The sequence below is a fragment of the Nocardia albiluteola genome, assembly GCF_018860155.1.
Classification (GTDB): Bacteria; Actinomycetota; Actinomycetes; order Mycobacteriales; family Mycobacteriaceae; genus Nocardia; species Nocardia albiluteola.
The window spans coordinates 36,218-59,086 of sequence record NZ_JAHKNI010000023.1 but is presented as its reverse complement, the minus strand read 5'-3'; the positions used below and the strand labels follow the sequence as shown (position 1 = coordinate 59,086).

Sequence of the window (22,869 nt, the reverse complement as noted above, 5' to 3'; positions counted from 1 at the left end):
GTTTTGGGCTCGGAGGGTCGGGAGCCATGGGCACAGCGCCCCTGGCACCCTCAGCTAGTTCGGCCTTCGTCCGCACTCCGACGTTGACGTATTGCGGCTTGGGTACGCCCATCGCGGAGTAGCCGCGCGGCGTTGTCGTCTTCTCGACATCGCCTTGGCGTCGGTTGCTCGGCGCCTCAGCACGTACTGACCACGCTTGACGTTGGGCGACCTGTATTTCCACCCGACCTACGCATACTTGCCGATGGGAGCTTCGAATTCAGCATCCTCTGAGGTGTTTTTGTTATTGGTGCTGACTTCAATCTTGCCAGGCGGCGAACCCAATCTCGACGAGCTCGCCGAGGACCGGAGTGGCCGCCGCAGGCTAAGCAACCAATTAGCACCGTACGGCGCGCTTAGTAGACGCTCGAGCAGACTCCGAGTGAAGCGCCGCGCGGCGCGGCGTACCGACGGCGTGCAACGAGCGTGCCTACACTCCTCGCAAACCACCGAAGATTGGGAGACAGGTATGCGAATATCGGCCCAGAATCAGCTCAGCGGAACCATCGCCGAAGTCGACCTCGGCGCTGTCATGGCAATTGTGAAGATTCGGCTCGATGGTGGCGGCCAGGTCGTCACATCCTCGGTGACCAGGAACGCCGCGCTCGATTTGGGCCTGCAGGTGGGCCAGCCCGCAAAGGTACTCATCAAGTCAACAGCGGTAACCATCGGCGTGGAGTGAGGCCTCGGCCACCGGGAGGGTGCGACGGATTGGCTTCAATCCGTGCGTAGCAGAGGACGGGCTGTTGGGTGAGGAAGGCGAACCAGCGTTCGGCGGGTAGCGAGGGCGTGTTGCCACGCCCTCGCTACTAAGAACCGGCCGTGCCCGCTTTCCAGGCCACCGGCTCGAGCAAGCCCTGAAGGCTCACAGGTCGGCTAGAAGTGCGATGCACGCCAACGTGTTTGGTGTGACTGCGGTGGCAGTGGGCGTGGACCAGACGCGTTGCGGTCCGGTCGTCCGTTGGGTGAGCGCCCGTAGTGACGATCGCCTGTCGGCGGATCGCGGACGCGGTGGGCGCCCGCCGGAGTGGGCGGCGTCGTTCCGGCCCAGCAGCCTAGTCCGCGTCGCAGGAAGCCGTTACCGCTACGTCTATGTCGGCAAATGCGCTTGAGGTCGGCGCACGGGTGTCTCGACGACGACGTTCGTGGCCTTCACCGAGGCGACCACCAGGCTGCCCGGCTCGAGCCCCATTTCGTCTGCAGCTTCCCGGCTCATCAGTGAAACCAGCCGGAACGGTCCGGCCTGAATATCAACCTGTGCCATCACAGTGTCCCGCACTACATTGGTGACCAGACCGGCCAAGCGGTTACGAGCCGACTCACCTGAAACAGGCTGCGCGGACGGCGACGCACCGACTGCGCGCTGCTGGGCAAGCGCAGCGAGCGCTGCGCCATCGACCATGCGAGGACCGACGCCGTCAGTTGTCAGGAGCCGCCCAGCGTCGACCCATCTGCGGACAGTGTCGTCGCTGACGCCCAAAAGTTCGGCGGCTTCGGATATTCGAAATTGGGGCACGAGACCAGTTTAGCTATCTATTGGCAAATGATGTTGCCAGCCGAGCTCAAGCGCTAACCTCCAGCGAACGGGGGGAGGACATCGACCCGAGGCGTGAGGCGCGCCGCGTCGTCACGGGTGAGTTCGTCTCCGACCAGAAACGCACACACCTTCAGCATCGGAGCGAGGCGGGACCCATGGGTCGTGACGAGTATCCGCCGCAGGTCTGCGATAGTCGCGTCGGCAGGCACGGCCAGATGCTCACTGGCAGTGCCTACAGCGTCGGCCATCGCAGCGAAGTAACGGATCTCAACCATCGATAGCTCCCATCATGCGTTGCGGGCATACGAATCCAACCGCGCCGATATCGCGTGTCCGACTGGTGTGTGCCACATCGCGGTACGCCACTGCACAGATGCCACTCGATGCCGACCGCAAGTGGGCCCAATCGACCGTGGTTGCCGCCACCGAACTCCTCGGCACTATGCCGTCGGCGGTGAGTCGGGTGCGGTCGGAACATTGACGCGATCGAGACTCCGCCGGCGAGTCTGTTAGAGCGGCGACTGGCCGCGGATATGTTGTCGCCGGTGGATCTGCCGGTTTTTCCGCAACTCCGGGATGGACGGGTATGCGGTACGGGCGGAGTCGGTGACCGTTGTTCACTCTGCGGCTGGCCGGTGTGGTGGCGGCCGGGCAGGCGCCGTTGCCGTGGGGGCGGTGAAAGTGATGACCAGAGCACCGGTTCCTCCGTGCGCCGATTGTGTAGTGCCGGTGGGGTATCCAATGAGGTTGGCGGTGTTATCACAATCGAGAAGAGTTGCAGCGTAGAAGATGTGGCCGCAGATACCAGGAACGCCAGCAGCAGATCTGTCTGCGTGCCCGCGACCATCACGGGCCGTGCCCTGCTAGGAATCGGAGCCCCCAGCGGCGCGGGCAGCCGTGGAACACCTGACGGTGATGTGAATCGATCTGTACGACTCAGTGGTCACGTCAGCCGCCGATCGCGCTCATCGGTCGTGTGGGCTGAATGAAGTTCGGGTCGTTTATGCCATGGCCAGCAGGCTTGGACCACATCGCCGCACGCCAGGCCGCCTCGATTGCGTCGTCGTCGGCTCCGCTGCGCAGCAGCCCTCGCAGGTCGGTCTCCTCGGTGGCGAACAGGCAACTGCGGATCTGTCCGTCGGCGGTCAGCCGAGTGCGGTCACAGGTCGAGCAGAAGGGTTGCGATACCGATGCGATGACGCCGACCTTTCCGGTGCGGCCCGTCGCGGGATCGGTGACGCACCACACCTCGGCTGGAGCCGAACCCCGCGGCACCGGATCCGGCTGCAATGTGAAATAGTGCCTTAGCACTGCTAGCACCCGCTCCGCGGTCACCGCGGCCTCACGACGCCACTGGTGTCCGGCGTCCAGCGGCATCTGCTCGATGATCCGTAGTTGGTAGTCATGTTCCAGGCAGAAGCGTGCCAGCGGTACCGCATCGTCGAGGCCCGTTTCGGGATCGAGTACCGCGTTCACCTTCACCGGTCGCAAACCCGCCGCGCCTGCAGCGGCCAAGCCGGCCAGCACATCGGACAGCCGGTCGCGGCGGGTGATCGCCGCGAAGTGCGTCTTATCGATGCTGTCGAGCGACACGTTGACCCGGTCCAAACCGGCTAGCGCCAAGGTCTCCGCCCGCTCGGCCAACCGCACTCCGTTGGTGGTCAGCGCGATCTGTGGGCGGGGACGGAGCAATGCGGTCGCGGCGATGATCTCCTCGAGATGCTTGGCCAGCAATGGTTCTCCACCGGTGAACCGCACCCTGGTCACACCCATTTGGGTCACGCCGATGCGTACTAGCCGGACAATCTCGTCGGGTTGCAGCAGTTGCCTGGCGGGTAACCACGACACGCCCTCGGCTGGCATGCAGTAGGTACACCGCAGGTTGCAACGGTCGGTCAACGACACTCGCAGATCGGTCGCGACGCGCCCGTAGGTGTCGATCAACGGACCCGTCGACGGGGGTGCGGTTGCTGAGCCCTCGGCTAGGGGCGGCACCACAGGAACACCGAGCTCCGTGGCCGTCATGGCGCTACTCCTCCGAAGTCGTGCCGCAATTCCTCGTGCAGCCGCGGCGGTGTTGCATGACGGTAGCTCGGCAGCTCGTCGTTCATGTTGTAACCCAGCCACCGCCACAACCGAACACCACGAATCCGATCAGCCACAAAAGGAGCAACCAACTGCCGCGCCCTACTCACAGCCGCGGTCAACGACCGATCATCACTGTGCGCCGGGGCGCCCGCACCGGTCGTGGTGTACTTTTCCGTCATTTCTTCTCCATCGTTGCTGCGGTGGGACGGCGTTCACAGTTACGCCGCCGAGACCCCGACGATGGCCTCGGCTCAGTCGCCGCTGACGCCGGACACGGCTTGTTCCCGCCCACTTGCGCACTGCCCGTTTTTCAAAGTGACGGGAACTGCACTGGCAATGGGATTTTGTTGAGTGGAGCCAGAGTGCCCTTGGGATACACGTTCACATCGACATACTGCGGCTTGGTGATGTCCATCGCGTAGTAGTCGTGCACCGAGTCGTCGTCCTTCGACATGTTGCCCCGTTCGTCCTTGGCGCGGCACCGCAGTGTGTACTGACCAGGAGTGACGCCCTTCCAGATGAACGACCAGCCAACCCAGGCCCACTTGCCGAAGGGGGCGTCGAGCTTTGCCGGCGACCAGGTTTTTCCGCCGTCGATGCTGACATCCACTTCCTCGATGCGAAGTCCGCCAGCCCAGGCACGGCCACGTAGCTCGACGGCCGACGTTTCTTCCAGGTGGCGGAACCGGCATAGGAAGTCGGGGATGCCGGGAGGGATCATCATCGCTCGAGTCTGCTGGAAGGTGCAGGGAATGCGGTTAGGGTCGTTGTCATTTTCGGCGTAGCTGTACCACTTCATCTGGCGCTCGGTGAGCCTGGTAGAGGTCGCCTCGATCGAGTCGATCCATTTGACGTTGGTCGCCCCCAACCAGCCGGGAACCAGGAGCCGCAGCGGGAATCCGTGCTGCGGCGGCAGTGGCTGGCCGTTGATCTCATAGCACAGCAAGACATCGTTGTCGCTGTTCATCACGTAGTCGACGGACAGGCTGCGCTGGAAGTACTGCACTTCCGCCCCATCCGGAGGGCCTTGGATGCCCTTGTCGCGCCCGGTGAAGAGGACCTCTACCGCGTCGTCTCGGAGTCCGGCGTCCTCGAGCACCCCGCGCAGGGGCGTACCCGTCCACTCGGCGGTCCCTATCGCGTCGTGATTCCACGGGACGTGTGCCCACAGCCGCCACCGCTGGCTCGCTCGACCGTTGCCGCAGCATTCCATCGTGGCCGGCATGGTGACCTTCGGCCGGCTGCGGATGTTGTCCATATCCAGGGTCAGTTTGTTGTTCACCAGGCCGTCGACCTTGAGTTGATAGGCCTTCTCGTCGATCTCGGGGACGTCGTAGTGAATCAGCAGATAGTGCATCCCGATCGGTGTGATCGGGTAGGTCAGCCCTTCGAGGTGCATTCCGTGACAGCGGCTTTTGCCGACGACCTCCATCACGGTGAAGTTGTCGAGATGGTCGGTGTGCTGATAGTCCTCGTACGGGGGCACGTCGGCGTTCATATCAACGTCCAGAGTGAAGCGCTCGCCGTTCGCGGTCGGATAGGTGGCTCCCGAGGTCATGGTCCCTCCGTATGCTGGTTCGAGTATGTTGTGGCTCGCCCTGATCGGCAAAAGTTGGCGTGCAACTGTGATCGCTCAGCCCGCCAGAGACGGGGACGTTTTCATTATTTCCTCGAACGCCTCCGTATATCTACCCCAACCGGGAAAATTGCACGTAATTGAAATGGCAATTGTATATCGAGCGGACGATATGAAGTCGGCGGCATTTGCGGTTGAATAATGGGGCGCGGTGCCGCAAGTGCGGGAATATCTCTGATATGTGGGCTGTTTTTGTCAAGTGTCAGGTCGATCCTCGACGGTCTTTTGGGCGAGGCAGGGCGATATCGGCGGTAATCCGTTCGCAGACCGTTTGCGTTGCCAACCCCAGCCGTCATATCTGCTCCGCACATCCTGGAAGGTCCGGACCGTCCCACCGCATCATCGGGTCGCCGTAGGCTCGCGTGCTCGTGCCAGCATCGAGGGCATATTTCTCGGCGAGGCGCTCCCCGAGGACACCCTCGAGTTGGTCGCAGATCGACTTGCACTTTTCGGCGACGGGCCAGCACTCCTGCGGGGACCGGCATGTGCTGTTCGTACAGCACCATGCTGGCCAGCCCGATGGCGGCGAACCCGTGGTAGCAGCGGCACAGCCACACCAGAGCGCTGACCGGTCCGCTACGATTTTTCTACGAATTCTGCCCTGAACACCCTAGAGGCCGTGAACGCTTGCCAACGCTCAAAAACCGGCCTACCAGGGCGTTCCCAATCTCATCGCACCCACCCAACGCCACCAACGCGCATCCTGTACGAATGTCACGTGCAGCTCGCCCACAACAGCCATTGTGTCGGTTCGCTGCCTGCGGTGGCCACGTAGGGTGGACGGCTGTGCCCGAGGACACCATGGCCACACCCGAGCCGCAGTCGCCGACGAGCCCCTCACCAGGGCTTCTGTCGGCGCGCGCCGCAGCATGGGACGCCGGGAGCGAGGGGCCGCACGTGCCCTCGGGAACCGGTGCCGGTCCCGCGCGCTCGACGGTCGCCGGATCGGGCGCTGGCGCCGAGACCGCCGAAGGAGGGCGCGGAGCGCTCGGCGGTGCGGGTGATCCGGGTGAGGTGGATCCGGCGAAGCTTCGGCATCACGGAGACGTGGACGCGCGCCCCGGGATGCTGGACTTCGCGGTCAACGTGCAGGGCAGCGGGCCGCCCGGATGGTTGCGCGCGCGGCTGGCGGCGAGGCTGGGGGAGCTGGGGCGCTATCCGGGGCAGGAGCAGGAGGCCGCCGCCCGGTCGGCGGTCGCGGCGCGTCATGGACGCACCCCGCAGGAGGTGCTGCTGCTGGCCGGGGCCGCCGAGGGGTTCGCGATGCTGCCGCGGCTGGCCGCGGGGCTTGCCGCGGTCGTCCATCCTTCGTTCACCGAACCGGAGCTGGCGCTTCGCGAGGCCGGGGTGGCGGTAACCCGGGTGGTGTTGCCCGAGCCGTACGAACTCGATCCCGCGTTGATTCCCGAGGCGGCGGACCTGGTGGTGCTGGGCAATCCGACGAATCCGACGTCGGTGCTGCACCCCGCGCGGACGATTCGCGCGCTGCGGCGGCCCGGGCGCCTCGTCGTGGTCGACGAGGCATTCGCCGACGCCGTGCCCGGCGAGCCCGAATCGCTTGCGGCACAGCCGTTCGAGGACGTGCTGGTGCTGCGCAGCCTCACCAAGACCTGGGCACTGGCCGGACTGCGCTGCGGATACTTCCTCGGACCGCCGGCGCTGCTGGCCCGGCTGGGGCACGGCCGCGCGCACTGGCCGCTGGGCACCCTGCAGCTGGAGGCGATCGCGGCGACGGCGCATCCGGACGCGGTCGCCGAATCACACGCTCGCGCACGGGATATCGCCGCCGACCGGGCCGCGATGATCCCGCGCCTGCGTGCGCTGGGCATCGCGGTGCACGAACCCGCCCGCGCCCCGTTCGTCCTGATCCGCGTCCCGGACGCCGAACTGCTCCGCAAGCGCCTCGCCGAGACCGGCATCGCGGTCCGCCGCGGCGACACCTTCCCCGGATTGGGCCCCGGCCACCTGCGCCTGGCGGTCCGCCCCCCGGCCGAGGTCGACCGGCTCATCGCTGCCCTGCGCGAAGTCGGGCTGTGATCCGGGCGTGGGCCCGAAACCCCTTGCGGCAGTGGGCGAGCAGGCGTGGATGCCGAGACGATATCAGGCAGTCGGGCGGTACGGGACGATGGATGATGAGCGCCCGGCGAGGCCGTGTTGGATGGGCGATGAGTCGGGGATGACCGGAGTCGAGGAGGTATCGCGGTGACGCAGGTGCGGTTGGGAGAGCTGATCGGGGTGCTGGACGGCGCCTATCCGCCGCGGCTGGCCGAGAAGTGGGATTCGGTGGGGCTGGTGTGCGGCGATCCGGGGGAGACGGTGACGCGGGTGCTGTTCGCGGTCGACGCGACGGCCGCGGTCGTGGACGAGGCGATCGACTGGGGCGCACAGGCTTTGGTGGTGCACCATCCGCTGCTGTTGCGCGGGGTCGACACCGTCGCCGCCGATACGCCGAAGGGTGCACTGCTGCACCGGCTCATCCGCAACGGGTGCGCGCTGTTCACCGCGCATACCAACGCGGACTCCGCGGATCCCGGCGTCTCCGATGCCCTCGCGCAGGCGCTGGGGCTGCGCGTCACCGGCCCGCTCGAGTCGAAATCCGCCGCGGCCGTGGATCTCTGGTCCGTCAACGTGCCGCCCGCGGACGCGGACGCGGTGCTGGCGGCCCTGTTCGCGGCCGGGGCGGGCGCTAGCGGCGACTATCGCGAATGCGGCTGGCGGATGCCGGGCGTCGAGCAGTTCCGCCCGCTGCCGGGCGCCGAACCGGCGATCGGGACGATCGGTGCGCTCGAGCGAGTGAGCGAGGAGCGGATCGAGGTCGTGGCGCCGCCGTCGGCCCGGGCCGCGATGCTCGCGGCGTTGCGGTCCGCGCATCCGTTCGAGGAACCGGCTTATCACGTCACCGAGCGGGCGAGCCTGCCGACCGGTCTGGGCCTGGGCCGGGTCGGCGAGCTGCCGGAGCCGGAAACGCTGCGCCGCTTCACCGCTCGCGTGCGCGCCGCGCTGCCCGCCACCGCCTGGGGGGTGCGCGCGGCGGGCGATCCCGACCGGCGGATCGCCTCGGTCGCGGTCTGCGGCGGCGCGGGAGATTCCTTTCTGGGCACCGTATCCCGGCTCGGTGTGGACGCCTACGTGACCGCGGATCTGCGCCACCACCCCGCCGACGAACATCTGCGTGCGGGCGGCCCGGCGCTGATAGACGCGGCCCACTGGGCCACCGAGTACCCGTGGTGCGCTCAGGCCGCGGGTGTGGTGAAGGCGGCGCTGCCGGGGCTCGAGACTCGGGTCAGCGCGTTGCGCACCGACCCCTGGACCGTGGGCGCCGCGGACGACTGAACGGGCGCCCCGGCCCCGGCGTCAGGCTCCGGTCACGATCTGCGGCTCGTGCGTCACCGGGAAATTCATCGAGTTGGCCACGAAGCAGCGCTTGTGCGCCTCGGTGTGCAGCTCGCGGGCCGCGTCAGCGCGCGCGGCGTCGGTGATCGTCACCCGCGGGCGAAGGGTCACCGATCGGAAGCTGACGTTGTCCATCACGCCCGCGGCGGCATCGTGATAGTCGGTGACCACGATGCCGGCCTCGGCGCACAGATGCAGATACCAGAGCATGTGGCATTCGGACAGCGACGCGACCAGCAGCTGTTCCGGATTCCACCGGGACTCGTCGCCGCGGAACTTGGGGTCGGCGGTGCTCGGAATCGGCGGTCGTCCCGGGACCCGGGCCTCATGGTTGCGGGAGTACGAGCGGTAATCGGTGGTCGCGCCGCTCCAGCGGACCTCGACTTCGTAATGATGGACACTCACGGGTCGAGCGTGTCACATGATCGCTTCGGCCTCCGCCGAATTATCTGCTGCCATCCGGGCGAAACGGGTGGCGGGGAGGTGTGTGCGGGTGCACGCGGAGTACCGTGGGACCTTCGGTGTCGGCCCACCCGGGCCCGCGCCGCACCAGTCCACAGTGTCGAGGAGTACATCCCGCGTTGAATGTCGAACCATCGATCCAGGCCAAGCTGCTCGACCTCGCCGCGGTCGACGCCGAAGTGACGCGGATCGAGCATCGCCGCAAGGTGCTGCCCGAGGAGCAGGAGGTGCAGCGGCTCGAGGCCGAACGCATCACCCGCAAGGACGCGGCGGTGAAGGTCGAGATCCAGCTCGACGACCTCGATCGCGATATCCGCAAGCTGGAGAACGAGATCGACGGCGTCAGCAAGCGCGAGCAACGGGACCGGGACATGCTCGAGGGCGGCGCCGTCGGCGCCAAACAGCTCTCCGAGCTGCAGCACGAGCTGGGCAGCCTGGAGCGCCGCCGCGGTGTACTCGAGGACGACCTGCTCGAGGTGATGGAGCGGCGCGAGGCCGCCGTCGCCGACCACGAGCACACCGGCGCCAACCTGACCAAGGCCGAGGAGGATCTCGGCGAGGCGCAGCGCCGCCGCGACGAGGCCCTGGCCGACCTCGACGTGGCCGCACAGCGCTGCGCCGCCGACCGCGAGAAGCTGGTCAGCGCCTTCCCGGACGAACTGCTGTCGGTCTACGACCGCCAGCGCGTCCAGCACGGCGTCGGCGCGGCCCTGCTGCAGGCCCGCCGCTGCGGCGCGTGCCGCATCGAACTGGACCGCGGCGAGATCGCCCGGATCGCCAAGGCCGCACCGGACGAGGTGATCCGCTGCCCCGAGTGCGGCGCGATCATGGTGCGCACCAAGCAATCCGGGCTGTGAGGCGGCCGCGGTGAAGATCGCCGCAACTGTCCCGAGCCGCTCCGATGCGAGAGTCGCTGCCGGGCCGGACCGACGAGACCGATGTGGAGGTGCACCGCGGTGACGACCAACGTGATCATCGAGGCCGACGGCGGTTCGCGGGGTAATCCCGGACCGGCGGGGTACGGCGCGGTGGTGTGGGATGCCGATCACGCGCGGGTGCTGGCCGAGCGCAAAGAATTCCTCGGAGTCGTCACCAACAACGTCGCCGAATACCGCGGGCTGATAGCGGGTTTGGAGGCCGCGAGCGAACTGGGCGCGCGCGTGGTCGAGGTCCGGATGGACTCCAAACTGGTTGTCGAGCAGATGTCGGGCCGCTGGAAGGTCAAGCACGCGGCCATGATTCCGCTCGCTGACCGGGCCCGCCGGCTTGTCGCGGGATTCGACCGGGTCGAGTTCGCGTGGATCCCACGCGCGCAGAACGCACATGCCGATCGGCTCGCCAACGAGGCGATGGACGACGGGTCCGTCGTCGAGGAGGTGCGTGAGGCCGAGGAGACTCCCGGCGCCGCGCTACGCCCGCTCAGCGAGCCCGAGGGGCCGGCCGATGCCGGTGCGGCGCAGGCGAAGCCGGAGCAGCTTGCGAGCCCCGGCTGGACCGGCGCGCAGGGCCGTCCCACCCGGCTGCTGCTGCTGCGGCACGGTCAGACGGAACTATCTGTGCAGCGGCGGTATTCGGGCCGGGGTAATCCGCCGTTGACCGCGCTCGGCCGCGAGCAGGCGGCCAGGGCGGCGAAATACCTTGCGGCCAAGGGAGATATCGCCGCGGTGGTGACCTCGCCGCTGGGGCGCGCGCGGGAGACCGCCGACGCGGTCGCGCAGGCCCTGGACGCCCCGGTGCGGGTGCTGGACCGGCTTATCGAGACGGACTTCGGTGAGTGGGAGGGGCTCACGTTCACCGAAGCGGCACAGCGCGACCCGGAGCTGCACGCGCGCTGGCTCGCCGATCCGTCCGTGCCCGCCCCGGGCGGGGAGAGCTTCGGCGCGGTGCGTGAGCGGATCGAGGCCGTGCGCGCCGATCTGATCGGGCTCTACCCGGGCCGTAACGTCGTCGTGGTCAGTCACGTGACCCCGATCAAGACGCTGCTGCAGCTGGCCCTCGCCGTGGGCCCCTCGCTGCTGTACCGGCTGCATCTGGACCTGGCCTCGCTGTCGATCGCCGAGTTCTACCCCGACGGCGGCGCGTCGGTCCGCCTGGTCAACGACACGTCCTATCTGTAGCGGCACTCAGCGCAGCGCGAGATCCATAATTCAGCGAAGCGAGAGAGCCATCTGGTATTCGCGGTCCGGGGCGTGGACCCGGGTCTCGCGGTAGTGGCCGGTGGGCACGAAACCCAGCCTCCGGTACAGCTTTTCGGCCGGAGTATTACCCTCCACCACCCACAGCCGCAGCTCGGCGTGCCCGCCCGCGCGCGCCCAACTGGTGACCGCCTCGATCAGCAGGTCCGAGGTGCCGGTGCCGCGGGCCTCGGCCGCGACGAACATCGACACCATGACCGCTACCTCGCCCTCGGAAGTCCCTGCGACGCACCCGATCACGCCCGCGTCGGATTCGGCGACGAACATGGTGCGCCGGGCGGCCCAGTCGCGCCAGTGCTGCTCGTCCCAATCCTGCGCCTCCTCGAGCAGGGTGGCGAATGTTCCGGGCGGAGAGCCGGCCAGCGCCGCCAGCCGCGCGGTCCGCACGGTCTCCCAGTCCTGCGTCCCGACCTGTCGCACGATCATGGTCCGATAGTGCCCCCGGGACAGGGCACGGGGCAATGGAATTGCGGATCAGGGGCGCAGCACCGAGACCAGGAAATCGGTCTGGTCGTAGACGGCCTTCTCGAACCAGTCGTCGAAGTAGATGTCGAAATGCCCGATCTCATACCGCTTGACGATCGCGTGCTTGGTGCGCTGCGCGGCCTTGAGCGAGGTGCGGATCGGTGCCACCGAATCCTCGTCGCATAGCGAGTACAGCACCGGTACCTTGATGCCCTTGGTGCGCCGCCACGGCGAGTCGAACAGCACCCGCAATCCGATGCGGGCGGCGACCTTCGGCTGATACGTCGCACTCTCCTCGGCCAGGCGGCCGAACCCCTCCGGCACGTCCGAGGCGCCCATCAGCGCCGCGGATCGCTTGCGCCCGGCCAGTCGCGCCTTGATCGGCCTGCGGAAGATCGGGCCGAGCAGTTGATCGAGCAGCGCGATGGTGCCCACGCGCAGGGTGCCGATCGGCCCCCTGGCCGTCATCGAGGCCCAGCCACTGGTGAACGGGCACTGGGCGACCACCGCGGCGAGGTAGTCGTCCTCGTGCGCGATCGACAGCACGTGGCCGCCGCCGAACGAGGTGCCCCACAGGGCGATTCGGGTAGCGTCGAACCCCTTGACGGTGCGCGCGTACTTGATCGCCGAGCGCCAGTCCTCGCGCTGGCGGCGGATGCTGATCAGCTGGCGCGGGTTACCCTCGCTGTCCCCGAAATGGCGATAGTCGAAGACCAGCGCGCCCATTCCGGCCGCCACGAATCGTCGTGCATAGCGGTCCAGACCCATCTCCCGGTTGGCCCCCAGGCCGTGCGCCATGATCACCAGGGGTCGAGGTTTCGGCGGGCCGTCCGGCCGATAGAGCCACGCTGCACATTGCTCGCTTCCCGACGGGAACCCCACCTCGACACGCTCCATGGCGGAATACGGTACTTGCTCCGGAACCGACGTGCTGCGCTGGATCCCCGGTCGCGGGCCTGAAACGGGCCGGGGCGGGCATCGGAATCGCCACGCGCGGGTCCGATGCGGCATAATTCCCGCAGACGAGTCGGTCGGGCGACCGCGGCGACGGGAACGGGCACGCATGTGCCGCCGCCCGGTGCCGAGGAAAGTCCGGACTTCACAGAGCAGGGCGGTTGTTAACGGCAACCCGGGGTGACCCGCGGGACAGTGCCACAGAAAACAAACCGCCGATGCGCAAGCATCGGTAAGGGTGAAACGGTGCGGTAAGAGCGCACCAGCGCCCCGGGTGACCGGGGCGGCTAGGTAAACCCCGCCCGGAGCAAGGTCGAAGGCCGCATTCTCGCGAGTGCGGCTGCGCGGGTGTTCGAGGGCTGCTCGCCCGAGCCCGCGGGTGGACCGCTCGAGGTGCCCGGCGACGGTGCACCCAGATGGATGGTCGCCCCCCGGCGCAGGCCGGGGACAGGATCCGGCTTACAGACCGACTCGTCTCAAGTCCCCATGCCGGTGAGCGCATTCAGTGCCATCATCGATGTAGGGCCCGGTTTCTTTGGTGTGCCGGGCAACTCGCGTGGCGGTGCGATATGGACATCTTGGGCATCATCGGCACGGTGGTGGCGATCGGCGCCGTGTTCGGAGCGATCGGGGCCGGGGCCGGTTTCCGGATCGTGGAACAGTACGAGCGGGGGCTGGTGTTCCGGTTCGGGCGCGTGCGGGACGTGCGCGATCCCGGCCTGCGGATGCTGATCCCGTTCGTGGACCGGATGCGCAAGGTGCCGATGCGGATCGTCACCATGCCGGTGCCCGGGCAGGAGGGCATCACCCACGACAACGTGACAGTGCGGGTGGATGCGGTCGTGTACTTCCGGGTGATCGATCCGGTGCAGGCCGTGGTGGAGGTGCAGGACTATCTGTTCGCCATCGGTCAGGTGGCGCAGACCTCGCTGCGCAACATCATCGGCAAGAGCGATCTGGACGACCTGCTGTCCAACCGCGAGCACCTGAACCAGAGCCTGGAGCTGATGATCGACAGCCCGGCGCTGTCCTGGGGCGTGCACATCGACCGGGTGGAGATCAAGGATGTGGCGCTGCCGGAGTCGATGAAGCGCTCGATGTCGCGGCAGGCCGAGGCCGAGCGCGAGCGCCGGGCCCGCGTCATCACCGCCGAGGGCGAGCTGCAGGCCTCGCAGAAGCTGGCCGACGCGGGTGCGACGATGGCGGCCGCACCGGCCGCGCTGCAGCTGCGCCTGCTGCAGACGGTGGTCGAGGTGGCGGCGGAAAAGAATTCGACGCTGGTGCTGCCGTTCCCCGTGGAGCTGTTGCGATTTCTGGAGCGGTCCACTCCGGGGGCGAACAACGCGGGGCAGGATGGTGCCGACGCGGCCGGCACCGACGGGACGACATATGGGCCTGGGGCGGTCGGCGCCGAGGACACGACGGTCAGTATCTGGGCGGCCGACCATGAAGAGGCAACGGACAATGTCGGGGCGGCCGCCGGCGACGAGACCGTCGTTCACGGCCAGGCACCCGGCAGTGTCGAAGACGCCGACAGCGCCGAAGGCGTCGGCAGGGACTGAAACGCGAAAAACGGCGGCCCCTGAAAATGGGGACCGCCGTTGTGTCGGTGCGGAAAAACCGTGCTGTCGGTTAGCCCGCGGGGGCGATCACCAGGATCTGGGCCCAGTGCGTGGCCTGTTCGGGTCCCAGAATAGGCAGCAGGTAGTCGTAGACGATGGACGACATTCGGTGCGAAACTCCCTCAGGTGTTGTTGATGCGTGCGGGTTCAGCGAGGCGGGTCGACCGTCCCCGGTGAACTTCCGGCCACATTAACAGCGGCCCGGCCGTGGCGCAGAAACTGCTGAATACGCATCCGCGTCGTCCCACTTCGGGGCGCGCCGCGGACCCACCGGACCGGACGCGACCGGAGGCGGAAGTTATGCTGACCCGCTCTGAATCATGTCGATCGGCGCGCTGGGTCACCGTCGCGCCACGCCGATGATGACAACGGGCACGCCATGGCGCGCCGCCCGATCGCCGCAATCCCGGCGGCCGCGGTCGATCCGGCGGTCCGATCCGCACGGGCACACGAAAACGCAGGCACCGCATGCCTCGCCGGATTCCGGAGTCTCCAATGCGCCATTCGCCGTGACCGGAATCCGGCCAATTCGGCCGACATCCGATTGTTATCGGCGTGTCGCGCGCGGCGATTCGCGTCGAAGTGGCCGGAACAGTGATTGCCGTCATAAGGTATTGCGCGTTGGATGACTTCGCCGTCGGGGGTGGCGGCTGAGGTCTATGGGTGTCAACGAATGTCGGAAAGCAGGTTCTGTCTATATGCGAGCAGTTCGCAAGTTGGCCGCCGGTGCGCTGATCGCCGGTGCCGCTTCGGTTTTGGCTGTGCTGGGGGCCGGCTCGGCCTCCGCGGTCGCGGTCACGCCGCTGGACGGCGGGGTCCGGATCGATCTCAGCCCGGGTGACACCCAATGGGTGCACCAGACCCACATCGGTCAGACCATCGGGGTGATCCCGCACCCGTCCGCGGCGTCGTTCGGGCAGGCGCTCGATTCGGCGGCGGATCTGTCGTCGCACTACCCGGACGGACGTGTCGTGTTCACCGTCTTCGGGCCGTTCGATCAGCTGAGCGGCACCATGCTGGCGCTGCAGTAGTTCGCGCCCGCGCCCGGAACCGCTGCGCGGGCGGTGGTTCCCGTGCGGCGCGAACCGAATCAAGCCGACTCCGGACCGGGTCCGAGGTCGGCCTTTTTCGTGCCCCGCTCAGCCGCGCAGCGCCGCGGTCAGCGCGAGAACCATTGCCGGACGCGGTCGAACCCGGATTTTCCGCCGCGCCGCACGCGAGGGTCCCGGGTCAACCAGTCGGGCAGCGGTTCTCGCGCGGCGAGCCAGCCGGGCGGAATCCCGGCCGTGCCGGTGTAGGTGGCGACGATCCCGCCGGTGATGGCGCCGGTGGTGTCGATGTCACCGTCCGCGGCAAGGCAGGTCGCGATCGCGGCGGGATAGTCGTGCAGGTGGGTGGCCGCCACCCAGAGCGTGAGGGGCACCGTGTTCTGGGCGGTCACCATGCTGCCGTTGCCGAGCTCGCTCACCACCCGGTCCAGGGGCGCACCGAGCAGCGTGCGGGCGTGGCGGATCAGCCCGGTCGTCTCGCCGCCGTCGAGGTGTTCCAGGACGGCGGTGAGGAATTCGGCCGGTCCGGGCCGGGTGTCGCGCAGCCGGGCCTGCGCGGCGATCGCCGCCGCGACGGCGACCGCGGCCGCGCCGAGGACGCCCTCGGAATGCATGTGTGTCACCTGTGCGGACAGGATCGCTTCGGCCGCGGCCCTTTCCGGCTTTCCGGCGAAGTAGGCGCCGAGCGGGGCGACCCGCATGGCCCCGCCGTTACCGCAGGAGCCGCGGTGATCGAAGGCGGCGGCGGACAGCTTGCGCCACGGATGGCCGAGGCGAACCTTGCGCAGCAGGTGCTGCGCCCCCCACCCGTAGCTACGGGCCGGATCGAACCGTTTCGCGAACGACATCGCGAGCCGGTCCTGGTCGATCGCGCGGTGACCGGCGAGTTCGGCGACCACCGAGCAGGCCATTTCGGTGTCGTCGGTCCATTCCCACGGGCCGGGTGGAACCTCGCCCGCCAGCAGTTCCGGAATGGATCGGCGCATGACCGGGAATTGCTGGCCCACCGCATCCCCCACCGACAGTCCCTCGAGAGAATCGAGCATCAAGTCGACATACATTGCGTCCGATGATAACCGGGCCCGCCGGGCGGTCGGGATGTGCCGGGCGGCTCAGAGGGAGTCGTAGCGCAGGCGGATGAATTCCGTAGCCGGAGCGTATTGTTCGAGGGCCTTGCGGGCGGCGTCGGCCTCGGACTGGTAGATGCGGTCGAAGGGGGAGGTGTCGGCGGTGCGGGTGCGGGCGGCGGTGGTGCGGATGGTCTCCATCGCCTCGATGGCGTCGCGATGATCGCCCAGTACCGTCTGCAGGTTCTTGGCGCGCTCGGCCAGTTCGGTCGCCGGATCGCCCAGCACTCGCGCGGCGGCCTCGGCGCTGTAGCGTAATCGCTTGGCGGACTTTCGAATATCGTGCAGGTGCTCGATCCGCTGAGCCGCGGTGACCGCGGGGTTCGCACGCAGCGCGACCTCGTCGCCGACCAGGCCGCTCAGTTCGCGGAAGTCGTTGCGCAGCACCGAACCGAAGGCTCGGGTGGCCTCCGCCTCGGCGCGCCGCCGGCGCAGTGGGGGGCGGCGGCGCAGCTCCCGCAGCGTCTCGACCAGTTGCGCGTAACGGGGGGCGTCGAGCTCGCGCAGCAGCACCCGGTGCGCGGCCGAATAATGGACGCGCTCGGTGCGCACCAGCCGCCGGATCGTGCGGCGCTGCGCGGCGGCACCTTCGGCGTCGGGCACGTCCGCGAGCAGTGCCTCGAAGCGGTCGGCGCGCACCTCCGCATCGCGTGCCGTTCCGAGAAGTGCTGCGAGCCAGCGTAATTCGTCGCGAATCTCGCCCACCGGCCCCGGCTCGAGCAGGCGGCGATAGGAGCGCAGCAGGCTGCGCAGCCGCCGGGTCGCCACGCGCATGGCGTGCACGGAATCGGGGCGATCCTCGCGCACCTCGGGCTCGGCCCGCAGCAGCCGGTCCACATCGTCGCCCAGGGCGTCGATGAGCGCCGAACCGGCTGCCGCGACCATCAGATGTCCCGGAACTTGTCGGTTGCCTCGATCAGATGATGGGCGATGCCCGGTTCGCTGGCGGAATGTCCGGCATCGGGCACGATGTGCAGCTGCGATTCGGGCCACGCCCGGTGCAGATCCCAGGCGCTCACGGCCGGGCAGACGATGTCGTGCCGGCCCTGCACGATGACGCCGGGAATGTGCGCGATGCGGTCGATATCGCGCAGCAGCTGGCCGTCGTCCAGGAAACCGCCGTGCACGAAGTAGTGGTTCTCGATCTGGGCGAAGGCCAGCGCGAAACGCGCCTGGCCCATCTCCGCGACGCGATCGGGCTGGGGGAGCAGTGCGCTGGTTGCGGCCTCCCACGTGGACCACGCCATGGCGGCCGCCGTGGCGACCTGCTCATCGGGGGAATGCAGCAGCCGGTGATAGACGCTGACGAGATCTCCTCGGCGCTCGGCCTCCGGCACCGGCGCCAGGAATTTCTCCCATTCGTCAGGGTATACATATCCGGCGGCGCCGTTGTAGTACCAGTCGATCTCCTTGCGGCGCAACAGGAATATCCCGCGCAGCACCAGCTCGGTGACGCGGCCGGGGTGGGTCTGCGCATAGGCCAGCGCCAGCGTGGAACCCCACGAGCCGCCGAACACCTGCCAGCGCTCGATGCCCAGATGCGTTCGGAGCCTTTCGATATCGGCGACCAGATGCCAGGTGGTGTTGACCTCCAGGCTCGCTCCGTCGGCGATGTGCGGGGTGGAGCGCCCGCAGCCGCGCTGATCGAACAGCACGATCCGGTACGCCTTCGGATCGAAGAACTGCCGGTGGAACGGCGATGTCGCGCCGCCCGGGCCGCCGTGCAGGAAGACCACGGGCTTGCCGTCCGGGTTGCCGCTCTCCTCCCAGTACAGCTGCTGGCCGTCCCCGACATCGAGCATGCCGTGGCGGTTCACTTCCAGGGGCGGATACAGGGTGCGCATCAGAACAGGATGCCCGAGGCCAGATCCGGCAGATTCAGTGCCTGGATCGCCTGCGTGCGGATATCGGGACAATTCTTGATGGTGATGCGGTCGACCATCGCCTTGTCGGTCAGCACCCGGGCGCTCATGGCCAGCCCGCCGTTGCCCAGCGCCCACTGGTGCACGGTGATGTTCAGCGCGGTGCCGCCCAGCGTCGGCCCCTGCACCCGCCAGTCCGACAGTTGCGGTTTGATCTGGTCGCACAGTTGCTGGGCGACCGTATCGGACGGGTCGGGGATGACCTGGCCCTTGGTGGGCGCCGCGGCGGCCGTCGTGGTGGCCGTGCTCGACAGCGATCCACCGGATCCCGCGGGCGAGCCACCGCTCCCGCACCCGGCGATCAGCGCGACGGCCACCGCGACCCCCGTCACCCCCATCGCCCCGCGAGTCGCCCGTCGGCTCCGCTTCGTTTTCGCCTGGGCCAGTACCATCTGTTCCCTTTGCTCGAATCCTGATCCGTTGGCACCGAGTTTGCCACCGTTCGCGAGTACCGCACCACCTCCGGCGGTGACGGGGGCGCTCACCTCCTCAGGCGGACAATCCCGTCCACTGGGTGGCGGTGTATGGGCGATCGCCGTGGTTGCCGTCCCAGGCGCTGATGATCAGCGTCAGATTCGACGGATCGGGGCTGCCGGGGTGGATGTAGCCGCCGTAGAGGTTCTTCAGCACCGGCCGGAACCACCGCGAGAACACCAGGTCCCGGTTGCCCACCACCTGGGTCTTCGGATCGGTCCAGATCCGGTCCGGGCGCGGGGCGGTGCGGGTGCGAATGCTGTAGTCGGTGACGTCGAAATAGCTCATGACGTAGGTGCCGCCGATGTTCTTGACCGAGAATTCACCGATGCTGTTGCCCGGCGTGAACAGCGGTGTCGCGCCGGCCTGTGCGGCGGGCAGCCATTGCCAGGAGCCCTCATGGAATGCCCAGTTCTCGCGCGCGGCAAAGTTTCCGGCGAAGAAGTCCGCGGGCTGATACCGGAACAGCTGGATGAGCCCCTTGTCGCCGGTGTAGTTGTGGCTCCCGTTCCAGGCCTTGCTGAAGATGTAGAGATAGCCGTCGGGATCCACGCCGGCGAAGGTCCACATCAATTCGAGGCTGCCGTTGCTGCCCTGCGCGTCGCCCGGCCAGTGCTGGTCGAAATCCTTCCAGGTCACGCCGCCGTCCTCGGAGTACGCGACACCGCCCATCAGCGATCCGTCGTTCGCGCTGCCCGGTGGTACCCAGGCGTTGACCGACGTGTACTGGATGAAGATCCGGGTGCTGCCGTTCTGGCTCAGCGTGATCGCGTCGTTGGGGATCCGGCTGACCTCGGTGCCGAATCCGTTGTCGGCGTTGTGCTTGTAGTTGAACACCTGCGCGACCTTGGGGCTCGGCTGGGACGCGGTGAAGGCGATCGGGGTCCGTCCGGAGGCGTCGAAGGTGCTCTGGTACAGCACGACCGGGCTCCCGATATACGGATCGGTCGCCTCCTGGCCGGTGAAGCTGTCACCGAAGACGTAGCCCCACGTACCGTCGGGGCGCTGGTAGGGGATGCCGAGATCCGCTGAGCCGAGGCCGAAGCCGGCTGCCGAATCGCCGGTGTTGTCGCACAGATAGGTACCGCTTTGAGCCATGGGTGTCCTTCATCGGGTGGTGCGGTCGGGGAGCCCGCCGGCCGCGCACCGCTGTGAAAGCCGGTGCGGTAGCCCGACATTCCCCCGTGATCACGACGAGGAACCCTACCCGTCCGCGACGTCGCGGTCAGCCCAATAGCCGACCGCGCGCCGCGCCAACGGATTCAAGCGTGGAATCAGAAGCTGTGCTCCGGGGCGGGGAACACCCCGCGCCGCACCTCATCGGCGTAGTTCGCCGCGGCACTGCGCAACTGATCGCCCAGCTGCGCGAAATGCTTGACGAACTTGGCGGTCTTGCCGCTGGTGTAGGCGGCCATGTCCTGCCAGACCAGCACCTGCGCATCGCAATCCGCGCCGGCGCCGATGCCGACGGTGGGGATGGTGAGCTTGCGGGTGACCTGCCCGGCCAGCTCCGCGGGCACCATCTCCATCACGACCGAGAACGCCCCGGCCTCCTGCACCGCGATCGCGTCGGCGATCAGCTGATCGGCGCCGTCGCCGCGGCCCTGCACCCGGAATCCGCCGAGGGTGTTGACGCTCTGCGGGGTGAACCCGACATGCGCCATCACCGGGATGCCCGCCGCGACGAGCGTGGCGATGGTGTCGGAGACTCGTTCGCCGCCTTCGAGTTTCACCGCGTGTGCGCCGCCCTCCTTCATGAAGCGGATGGCACTGGCCAGGGCCTGCTGCGGGGAGCCCTCGTAGCTGCCGAACGGCAGGTCGGCGACCACCAGCGCATGCGGTGCGCCGCGTACGACCCCGCGCACCAGCGGAATCAGCTCGTCGACGGTGATCGGCACGGTGGTGTCGTATCCGTAGACGACGTTGGCGGCCGAATCGCCGACCAACAGGACAGGGATTTCGGCCTCTTCGAACAGTTTCGCCGTGGAGTAGTCGTAGGCGGTGAGCATCGCCCATTTCTCTCCCGCGGCCTTCATCTGCTGCAGGTGCTGCACTCGCGTCTTTCGCCGGGAAGTGCGCGTCGTAGCACCGTAAGCAGGGGTTTCCGCATCGGATGTGGACATCGATGTCCCTTTCGTCGTTTCCTCGAGGCCCATCCGGGTCCCCGGGTTGATATGACGTGTTCAGCATGCCACCGGCCCGGTACCGGAGTGAACGCCCCGAGACCATGGACTTCATCACACGCGCCGGGATGCGAGGATCTTTCGCATGCCGTGTCCCTGCGTACCCCCGCCCCACCGCCCCGGTCTGTTGCGATCCGGTCGGGTCGCTGTCGTCGTGGCCCTCATGTGTGTGGCCGCCGCCTGCTCCACGACGTCCAAGGAACAGTCCGCGACGTCCACGCCGAACACCGCCGCGCTGGACAAGTTCTACAAGCAGACCCCGCAGTGGGGTACGTGCGACGGCTTCGGCGCTGCGGACAACAAGCTGCCGGTGAACGCGCAGTGCACGCACATCACCGTGCCGATCGACTACGCGAAGCCCGACGGCCCGACCGCCCGGATCGCGGTGTCCCGGCTGAAGGCGACCGGCCAGAAGATCGGCTCGCTGCTGTTCAACCCCGGCGGCCCGGGGCAGTCCGGCGTCTGGATGGTCCAGCAGGGCCAGGACACCCAGCTCGCGCAGCGGTTCGACCGCATCGGGTTCGATCCGCGCGGCACCGGCAGCTCCACCCCGCTGATCAAGTGCCTGACCGCCAAGGAATGGGACGCCGAGCGCGCCGAGCCGTCCAAATCCAACGACGCCGCCGGCATCGCCGCACAGGAGAACGAGGACAAGCAGTTCGCCGGTCACTGCACCGACCGCACCGGTAACGACTTCCTGGCCCACGTCGGCACCCGCGAGGTGGTGCAGGACATGGACGTCATCCGGGGGGTGCTGGGCGATGCGAAGATGAACTACGTCGGCTACTCCTACGGCACCCGCCTGGGCTACACGTACGCGGAGAAGTTCCCGGACAAGGTCCGCGCGATGGTGCTGGACGGCGCGGTGGATCCCGACCAGCAGCCCACGCAGGAGTCCGTCGAGCAGGCCGCGGGCTTCCAGAAGGCCTTCGACATGTACTCCAAGGACTGCGCCACCAAGCCGGACTGCCCGCTGGGCTCGGATCCGGCGCAGGCGACCGCGCTGTTCCAGAAACTGGTCGACCCGCTGTGGGGTCGCCCGGTGCCCACCAGGGACGGCCGCGGGCTGACCTACGGTGACGCGATCACCGGCGTGCAGAACACGTTGTACGCCAGCGACAACTGGGACGTGCTGTCCAAGGGCCTGACCGAGTTGCAGCACGGCACCGGCAACATCCTGCTGGAGCTGGCCGACCTGTACGACGGCCGCACCAAGAACGGCACCTACGACAACTCCCAGGACTCGTTCCTGGCCATCCACTGCGTCGACGATCCGGCGATCAAGGACCGCGCGGTGGCCGCCCAGCAGGACGCCGCCTACCGCAAGGCCGCGCCGTTCCTGGACGATGGCCACGGGACCAACGCCGCGCCGCTGGACACCTGCGCGTTCTGGCCGGTGCCCAGTACAGAGAACCCGCACAAGCTCTCGATTCCGGGCCTGGCCAAGACGGTCGTCATCTCGACCACCAACGATCCGGCGACGCCGTATCAGGCGGGTGTGGACCTGGCCCAGCAGCTGGGTGCGGACCTGATCACCAACCGCGGCACCCGGCACACCGTGTTCCTGTCCGGCGGCGTGCAGTGCGTCGACGACGCGGTCATGAGCTACCTGATCGACCTGAAGGAACCGGCGAAGGGGCTCACCTGCGGATAGCGGTTGGGGCACCGCACGATATCTCTAGCGCGTCGGGAGCCGGGATGTAACACGGATTTAACGAGCCAT

23 protein-coding genes and 1 other RNA gene are annotated in these 22,869 nt (G+C 67.8%); 10 read left to right on the top strand and 14 right to left on the bottom strand.

From position 1 onward, the window contains the following. Positions 1 to 508 precede the first annotated feature (508 nt). A complete protein-coding gene (locus KO481_RS39580) occupies positions 509 to 721 on the top strand; it encodes a TOBE domain-containing protein (RefSeq protein WP_215923736.1) in 213 nt (70 codons plus the stop codon). A 408-nt stretch (positions 722 to 1,129) separates the two neighbouring features. Here the strand turns inward: KO481_RS39580 and KO481_RS39575 are convergent, their stop codons facing one another. Together KO481_RS39575 and KO481_RS39570 are read right to left on the bottom strand one after the other, a co-directional pair. Then, entirely contained in the window at positions 1,130 to 1,555 is a 426-nt protein-coding gene (locus KO481_RS39575; RefSeq protein WP_215923688.1) for a TOBE domain-containing protein, read from the bottom strand. Positions 1,556 to 1,608: 53 nt separating this feature from the next. Beyond that, positions 1,609 to 1,851 (bottom strand): MoaD/ThiS family protein, encoded by a 243-nt coding sequence (locus KO481_RS39570; RefSeq protein ID WP_215923687.1) that lies wholly within the window; start codon positions 1,849 to 1,851, stop codon positions 1,609 to 1,611. A 301-nt stretch (positions 1,852 to 2,152) separates the two neighbouring features. Between KO481_RS39570 and KO481_RS39565 the strand changes: the two genes are divergently transcribed. Next, entirely contained in the window at positions 2,153 to 2,362 is a 210-nt protein-coding gene (locus KO481_RS39565; protein WP_245402178.1) for a hypothetical protein, read from the top strand. 162 nt (positions 2,363 to 2,524) lie between these two features. Here KO481_RS39565 and moaA read toward each other — a convergent pair whose 3' ends face one another. The 3 genes from moaA to KO481_RS39550 all read right to left on the bottom strand — a co-directional run bounded on the left by moaA (position 2,525) and on the right by KO481_RS39550 (position 5,222). Then, positions 2,525 to 3,601, bottom strand: coding sequence for a GTP 3',8-cyclase MoaA (moaA, locus tag KO481_RS39560; RefSeq protein WP_215923686.1), 1,077 nt, complete (start codon positions 3,599 to 3,601; stop codon positions 2,525 to 2,527). Further along, positions 3,598 to 3,843: a hypothetical protein gene (locus tag KO481_RS39555; protein WP_215923685.1), complete on the bottom strand. Its 246-nt coding sequence runs from the start codon at positions 3,841 to 3,843 to the stop codon at positions 3,598 to 3,600. The genes moaA and KO481_RS39555 overlap by 4 nt, the downstream gene beginning before the upstream one ends. Positions 3,844 to 3,974: 131 nt before the next feature. Continuing rightward, a complete protein-coding gene (locus KO481_RS39550; RefSeq protein WP_215923684.1) occupies positions 3,975 to 5,222 on the bottom strand; it encodes a molybdopterin-dependent oxidoreductase in 1,248 nt (415 codons plus the stop codon). A gap of 864 nt (positions 5,223 to 6,086) precedes the next feature. Here KO481_RS39550 and cobC point away from each other — a divergent pair. Then, positions 6,087 to 7,337: an Rv2231c family histidinol phosphate aminotransferase CobC gene (cobC, locus tag KO481_RS39545; protein ID WP_308166957.1), complete on the top strand. Its 1,251-nt coding sequence runs from the start codon at positions 6,087 to 6,089 to the stop codon at positions 7,335 to 7,337. Positions 7,338 to 7,502: 165 nt separating this feature from the next. Then, entirely contained in the window at positions 7,503 to 8,633 is a 1,131-nt protein-coding gene (locus KO481_RS39540; RefSeq protein ID WP_215923683.1) for a Nif3-like dinuclear metal center hexameric protein, read from the top strand. Between the two features lie 21 nt (positions 8,634 to 8,654). Here the strand turns inward: KO481_RS39540 and KO481_RS39535 are convergent, their stop codons facing one another. Continuing rightward, positions 8,655 to 9,098, bottom strand: coding sequence for an OsmC family protein (locus KO481_RS39535; protein ID WP_215923682.1), 444 nt, complete (start codon positions 9,096 to 9,098; stop codon positions 8,655 to 8,657). Between the two features lie 176 nt (positions 9,099 to 9,274). Here KO481_RS39535 and KO481_RS39530 point away from each other — a divergent pair, with 176 nt between their 5' ends. Both KO481_RS39530 and KO481_RS39525 read left to right on the top strand, forming a co-directional pair. Continuing rightward, positions 9,275 to 10,012 carry a zinc ribbon domain-containing protein gene (locus KO481_RS39530; RefSeq protein WP_215923681.1) on the top strand — a complete coding sequence of 246 codons (738 nt, stop codon included), beginning with the start codon at positions 9,275 to 9,277 and terminating at the stop codon, positions 10,010 to 10,012. 81 nt (positions 10,013 to 10,093) lie between these two features. Then, the gene (locus tag KO481_RS39525; RefSeq protein ID WP_215923680.1) at positions 10,094 to 11,272 is read left to right on the top strand and encodes a bifunctional RNase H/acid phosphatase; all 1,179 of its coding nucleotides are present in this window, start codon (positions 10,094 to 10,096) and stop codon (positions 11,270 to 11,272) included. A 30-nt stretch (positions 11,273 to 11,302) separates the two neighbouring features. On the opposite strand, the gene KO481_RS39520 is transcribed toward KO481_RS39525, so the two are convergent. Both KO481_RS39520 and KO481_RS39515 read right to left on the bottom strand, forming a co-directional pair. Then, positions 11,303 to 11,776: a GNAT family N-acetyltransferase gene (locus KO481_RS39520; protein WP_215923679.1), complete on the bottom strand. Its 474-nt coding sequence runs from the start codon at positions 11,774 to 11,776 to the stop codon at positions 11,303 to 11,305. A 48-nt stretch (positions 11,777 to 11,824) separates the two neighbouring features. After that, positions 11,825 to 12,712 (bottom strand): alpha/beta hydrolase, encoded by an 888-nt coding sequence (locus KO481_RS39515; protein WP_215923678.1) that lies wholly within the window; start codon positions 12,710 to 12,712, stop codon positions 11,825 to 11,827. A 126-nt stretch (positions 12,713 to 12,838) separates the two neighbouring features. Between KO481_RS39515 and rnpB the strand changes: the two genes are divergently transcribed. From rnpB to KO481_RS39500, 3 genes are all read left to right on the top strand, one after another. Beyond that, positions 12,839 to 13,247: RNase P RNA component class A (rnpB, locus tag KO481_RS39510), an RNA gene on the top strand. A 91-nt stretch (positions 13,248 to 13,338) separates the two neighbouring features. Further along, positions 13,339 to 14,331, top strand: coding sequence for an SPFH domain-containing protein (locus tag KO481_RS39505; RefSeq protein WP_245402177.1), 993 nt, complete (start codon positions 13,339 to 13,341; stop codon positions 14,329 to 14,331). Between the two features lie 758 nt (positions 14,332 to 15,089). Next, positions 15,090 to 15,422, top strand: a complete 333-nt coding sequence (locus KO481_RS39500) for a hypothetical protein (RefSeq protein WP_215923677.1) — start codon at positions 15,090 to 15,092, stop codon at positions 15,420 to 15,422. Between the two features lie 128 nt (positions 15,423 to 15,550). On the opposite strand, the gene KO481_RS39495 is transcribed toward KO481_RS39500, so the two are convergent. From KO481_RS39495 to panB, 6 genes are all read right to left on the bottom strand, one after another. Then, positions 15,551 to 16,501, bottom strand: a complete 951-nt coding sequence (locus KO481_RS39495) for an ADP-ribosylglycohydrolase family protein (protein ID WP_245402176.1) — start codon at positions 16,499 to 16,501, stop codon at positions 15,551 to 15,553. A gap of 51 nt (positions 16,502 to 16,552) precedes the next feature. Further along, positions 16,553 to 17,452, bottom strand: coding sequence for a CHAD domain-containing protein (locus tag KO481_RS39490; RefSeq protein WP_215923676.1), 900 nt, complete (start codon positions 17,450 to 17,452; stop codon positions 16,553 to 16,555). Then, the gene (pip, locus tag KO481_RS39485; RefSeq protein ID WP_215923675.1) at positions 17,452 to 18,411 is read right to left on the bottom strand and encodes a prolyl aminopeptidase; all 960 of its coding nucleotides are present in this window, start codon (positions 18,409 to 18,411) and stop codon (positions 17,452 to 17,454) included. Before pip ends, KO481_RS39490 begins: the two co-directional genes overlap by 1 nt. After that, a complete protein-coding gene (locus KO481_RS39480; RefSeq protein WP_245402175.1) occupies positions 18,411 to 18,827 on the bottom strand; it encodes a hypothetical protein in 417 nt (138 codons plus the stop codon). The genes pip and KO481_RS39480 overlap by 1 nt, the downstream gene beginning before the upstream one ends. Before the next feature lie 151 nt (positions 18,828 to 18,978). Further along, the gene (locus KO481_RS39475; RefSeq protein WP_215923674.1) at positions 18,979 to 20,061 is read right to left on the bottom strand and encodes a DUF4185 domain-containing protein; all 1,083 of its coding nucleotides are present in this window, start codon (positions 20,059 to 20,061) and stop codon (positions 18,979 to 18,981) included. Between the two features lie 176 nt (positions 20,062 to 20,237). Beyond that, a complete protein-coding gene (gene panB, locus KO481_RS39470) occupies positions 20,238 to 21,086 on the bottom strand; it encodes a 3-methyl-2-oxobutanoate hydroxymethyltransferase (RefSeq protein ID WP_215923673.1) in 849 nt (282 codons plus the stop codon). A gap of 223 nt (positions 21,087 to 21,309) precedes the next feature. Here panB and KO481_RS39465 point away from each other — a divergent pair, with 223 nt between their 5' ends. Further along, the gene (locus tag KO481_RS39465; RefSeq protein WP_215923732.1) at positions 21,310 to 22,800 is read left to right on the top strand and encodes an alpha/beta hydrolase; all 1,491 of its coding nucleotides are present in this window, start codon (positions 21,310 to 21,312) and stop codon (positions 22,798 to 22,800) included. The last annotated feature ends 69 nt before the right edge of the window (positions 22,801 to 22,869 follow it).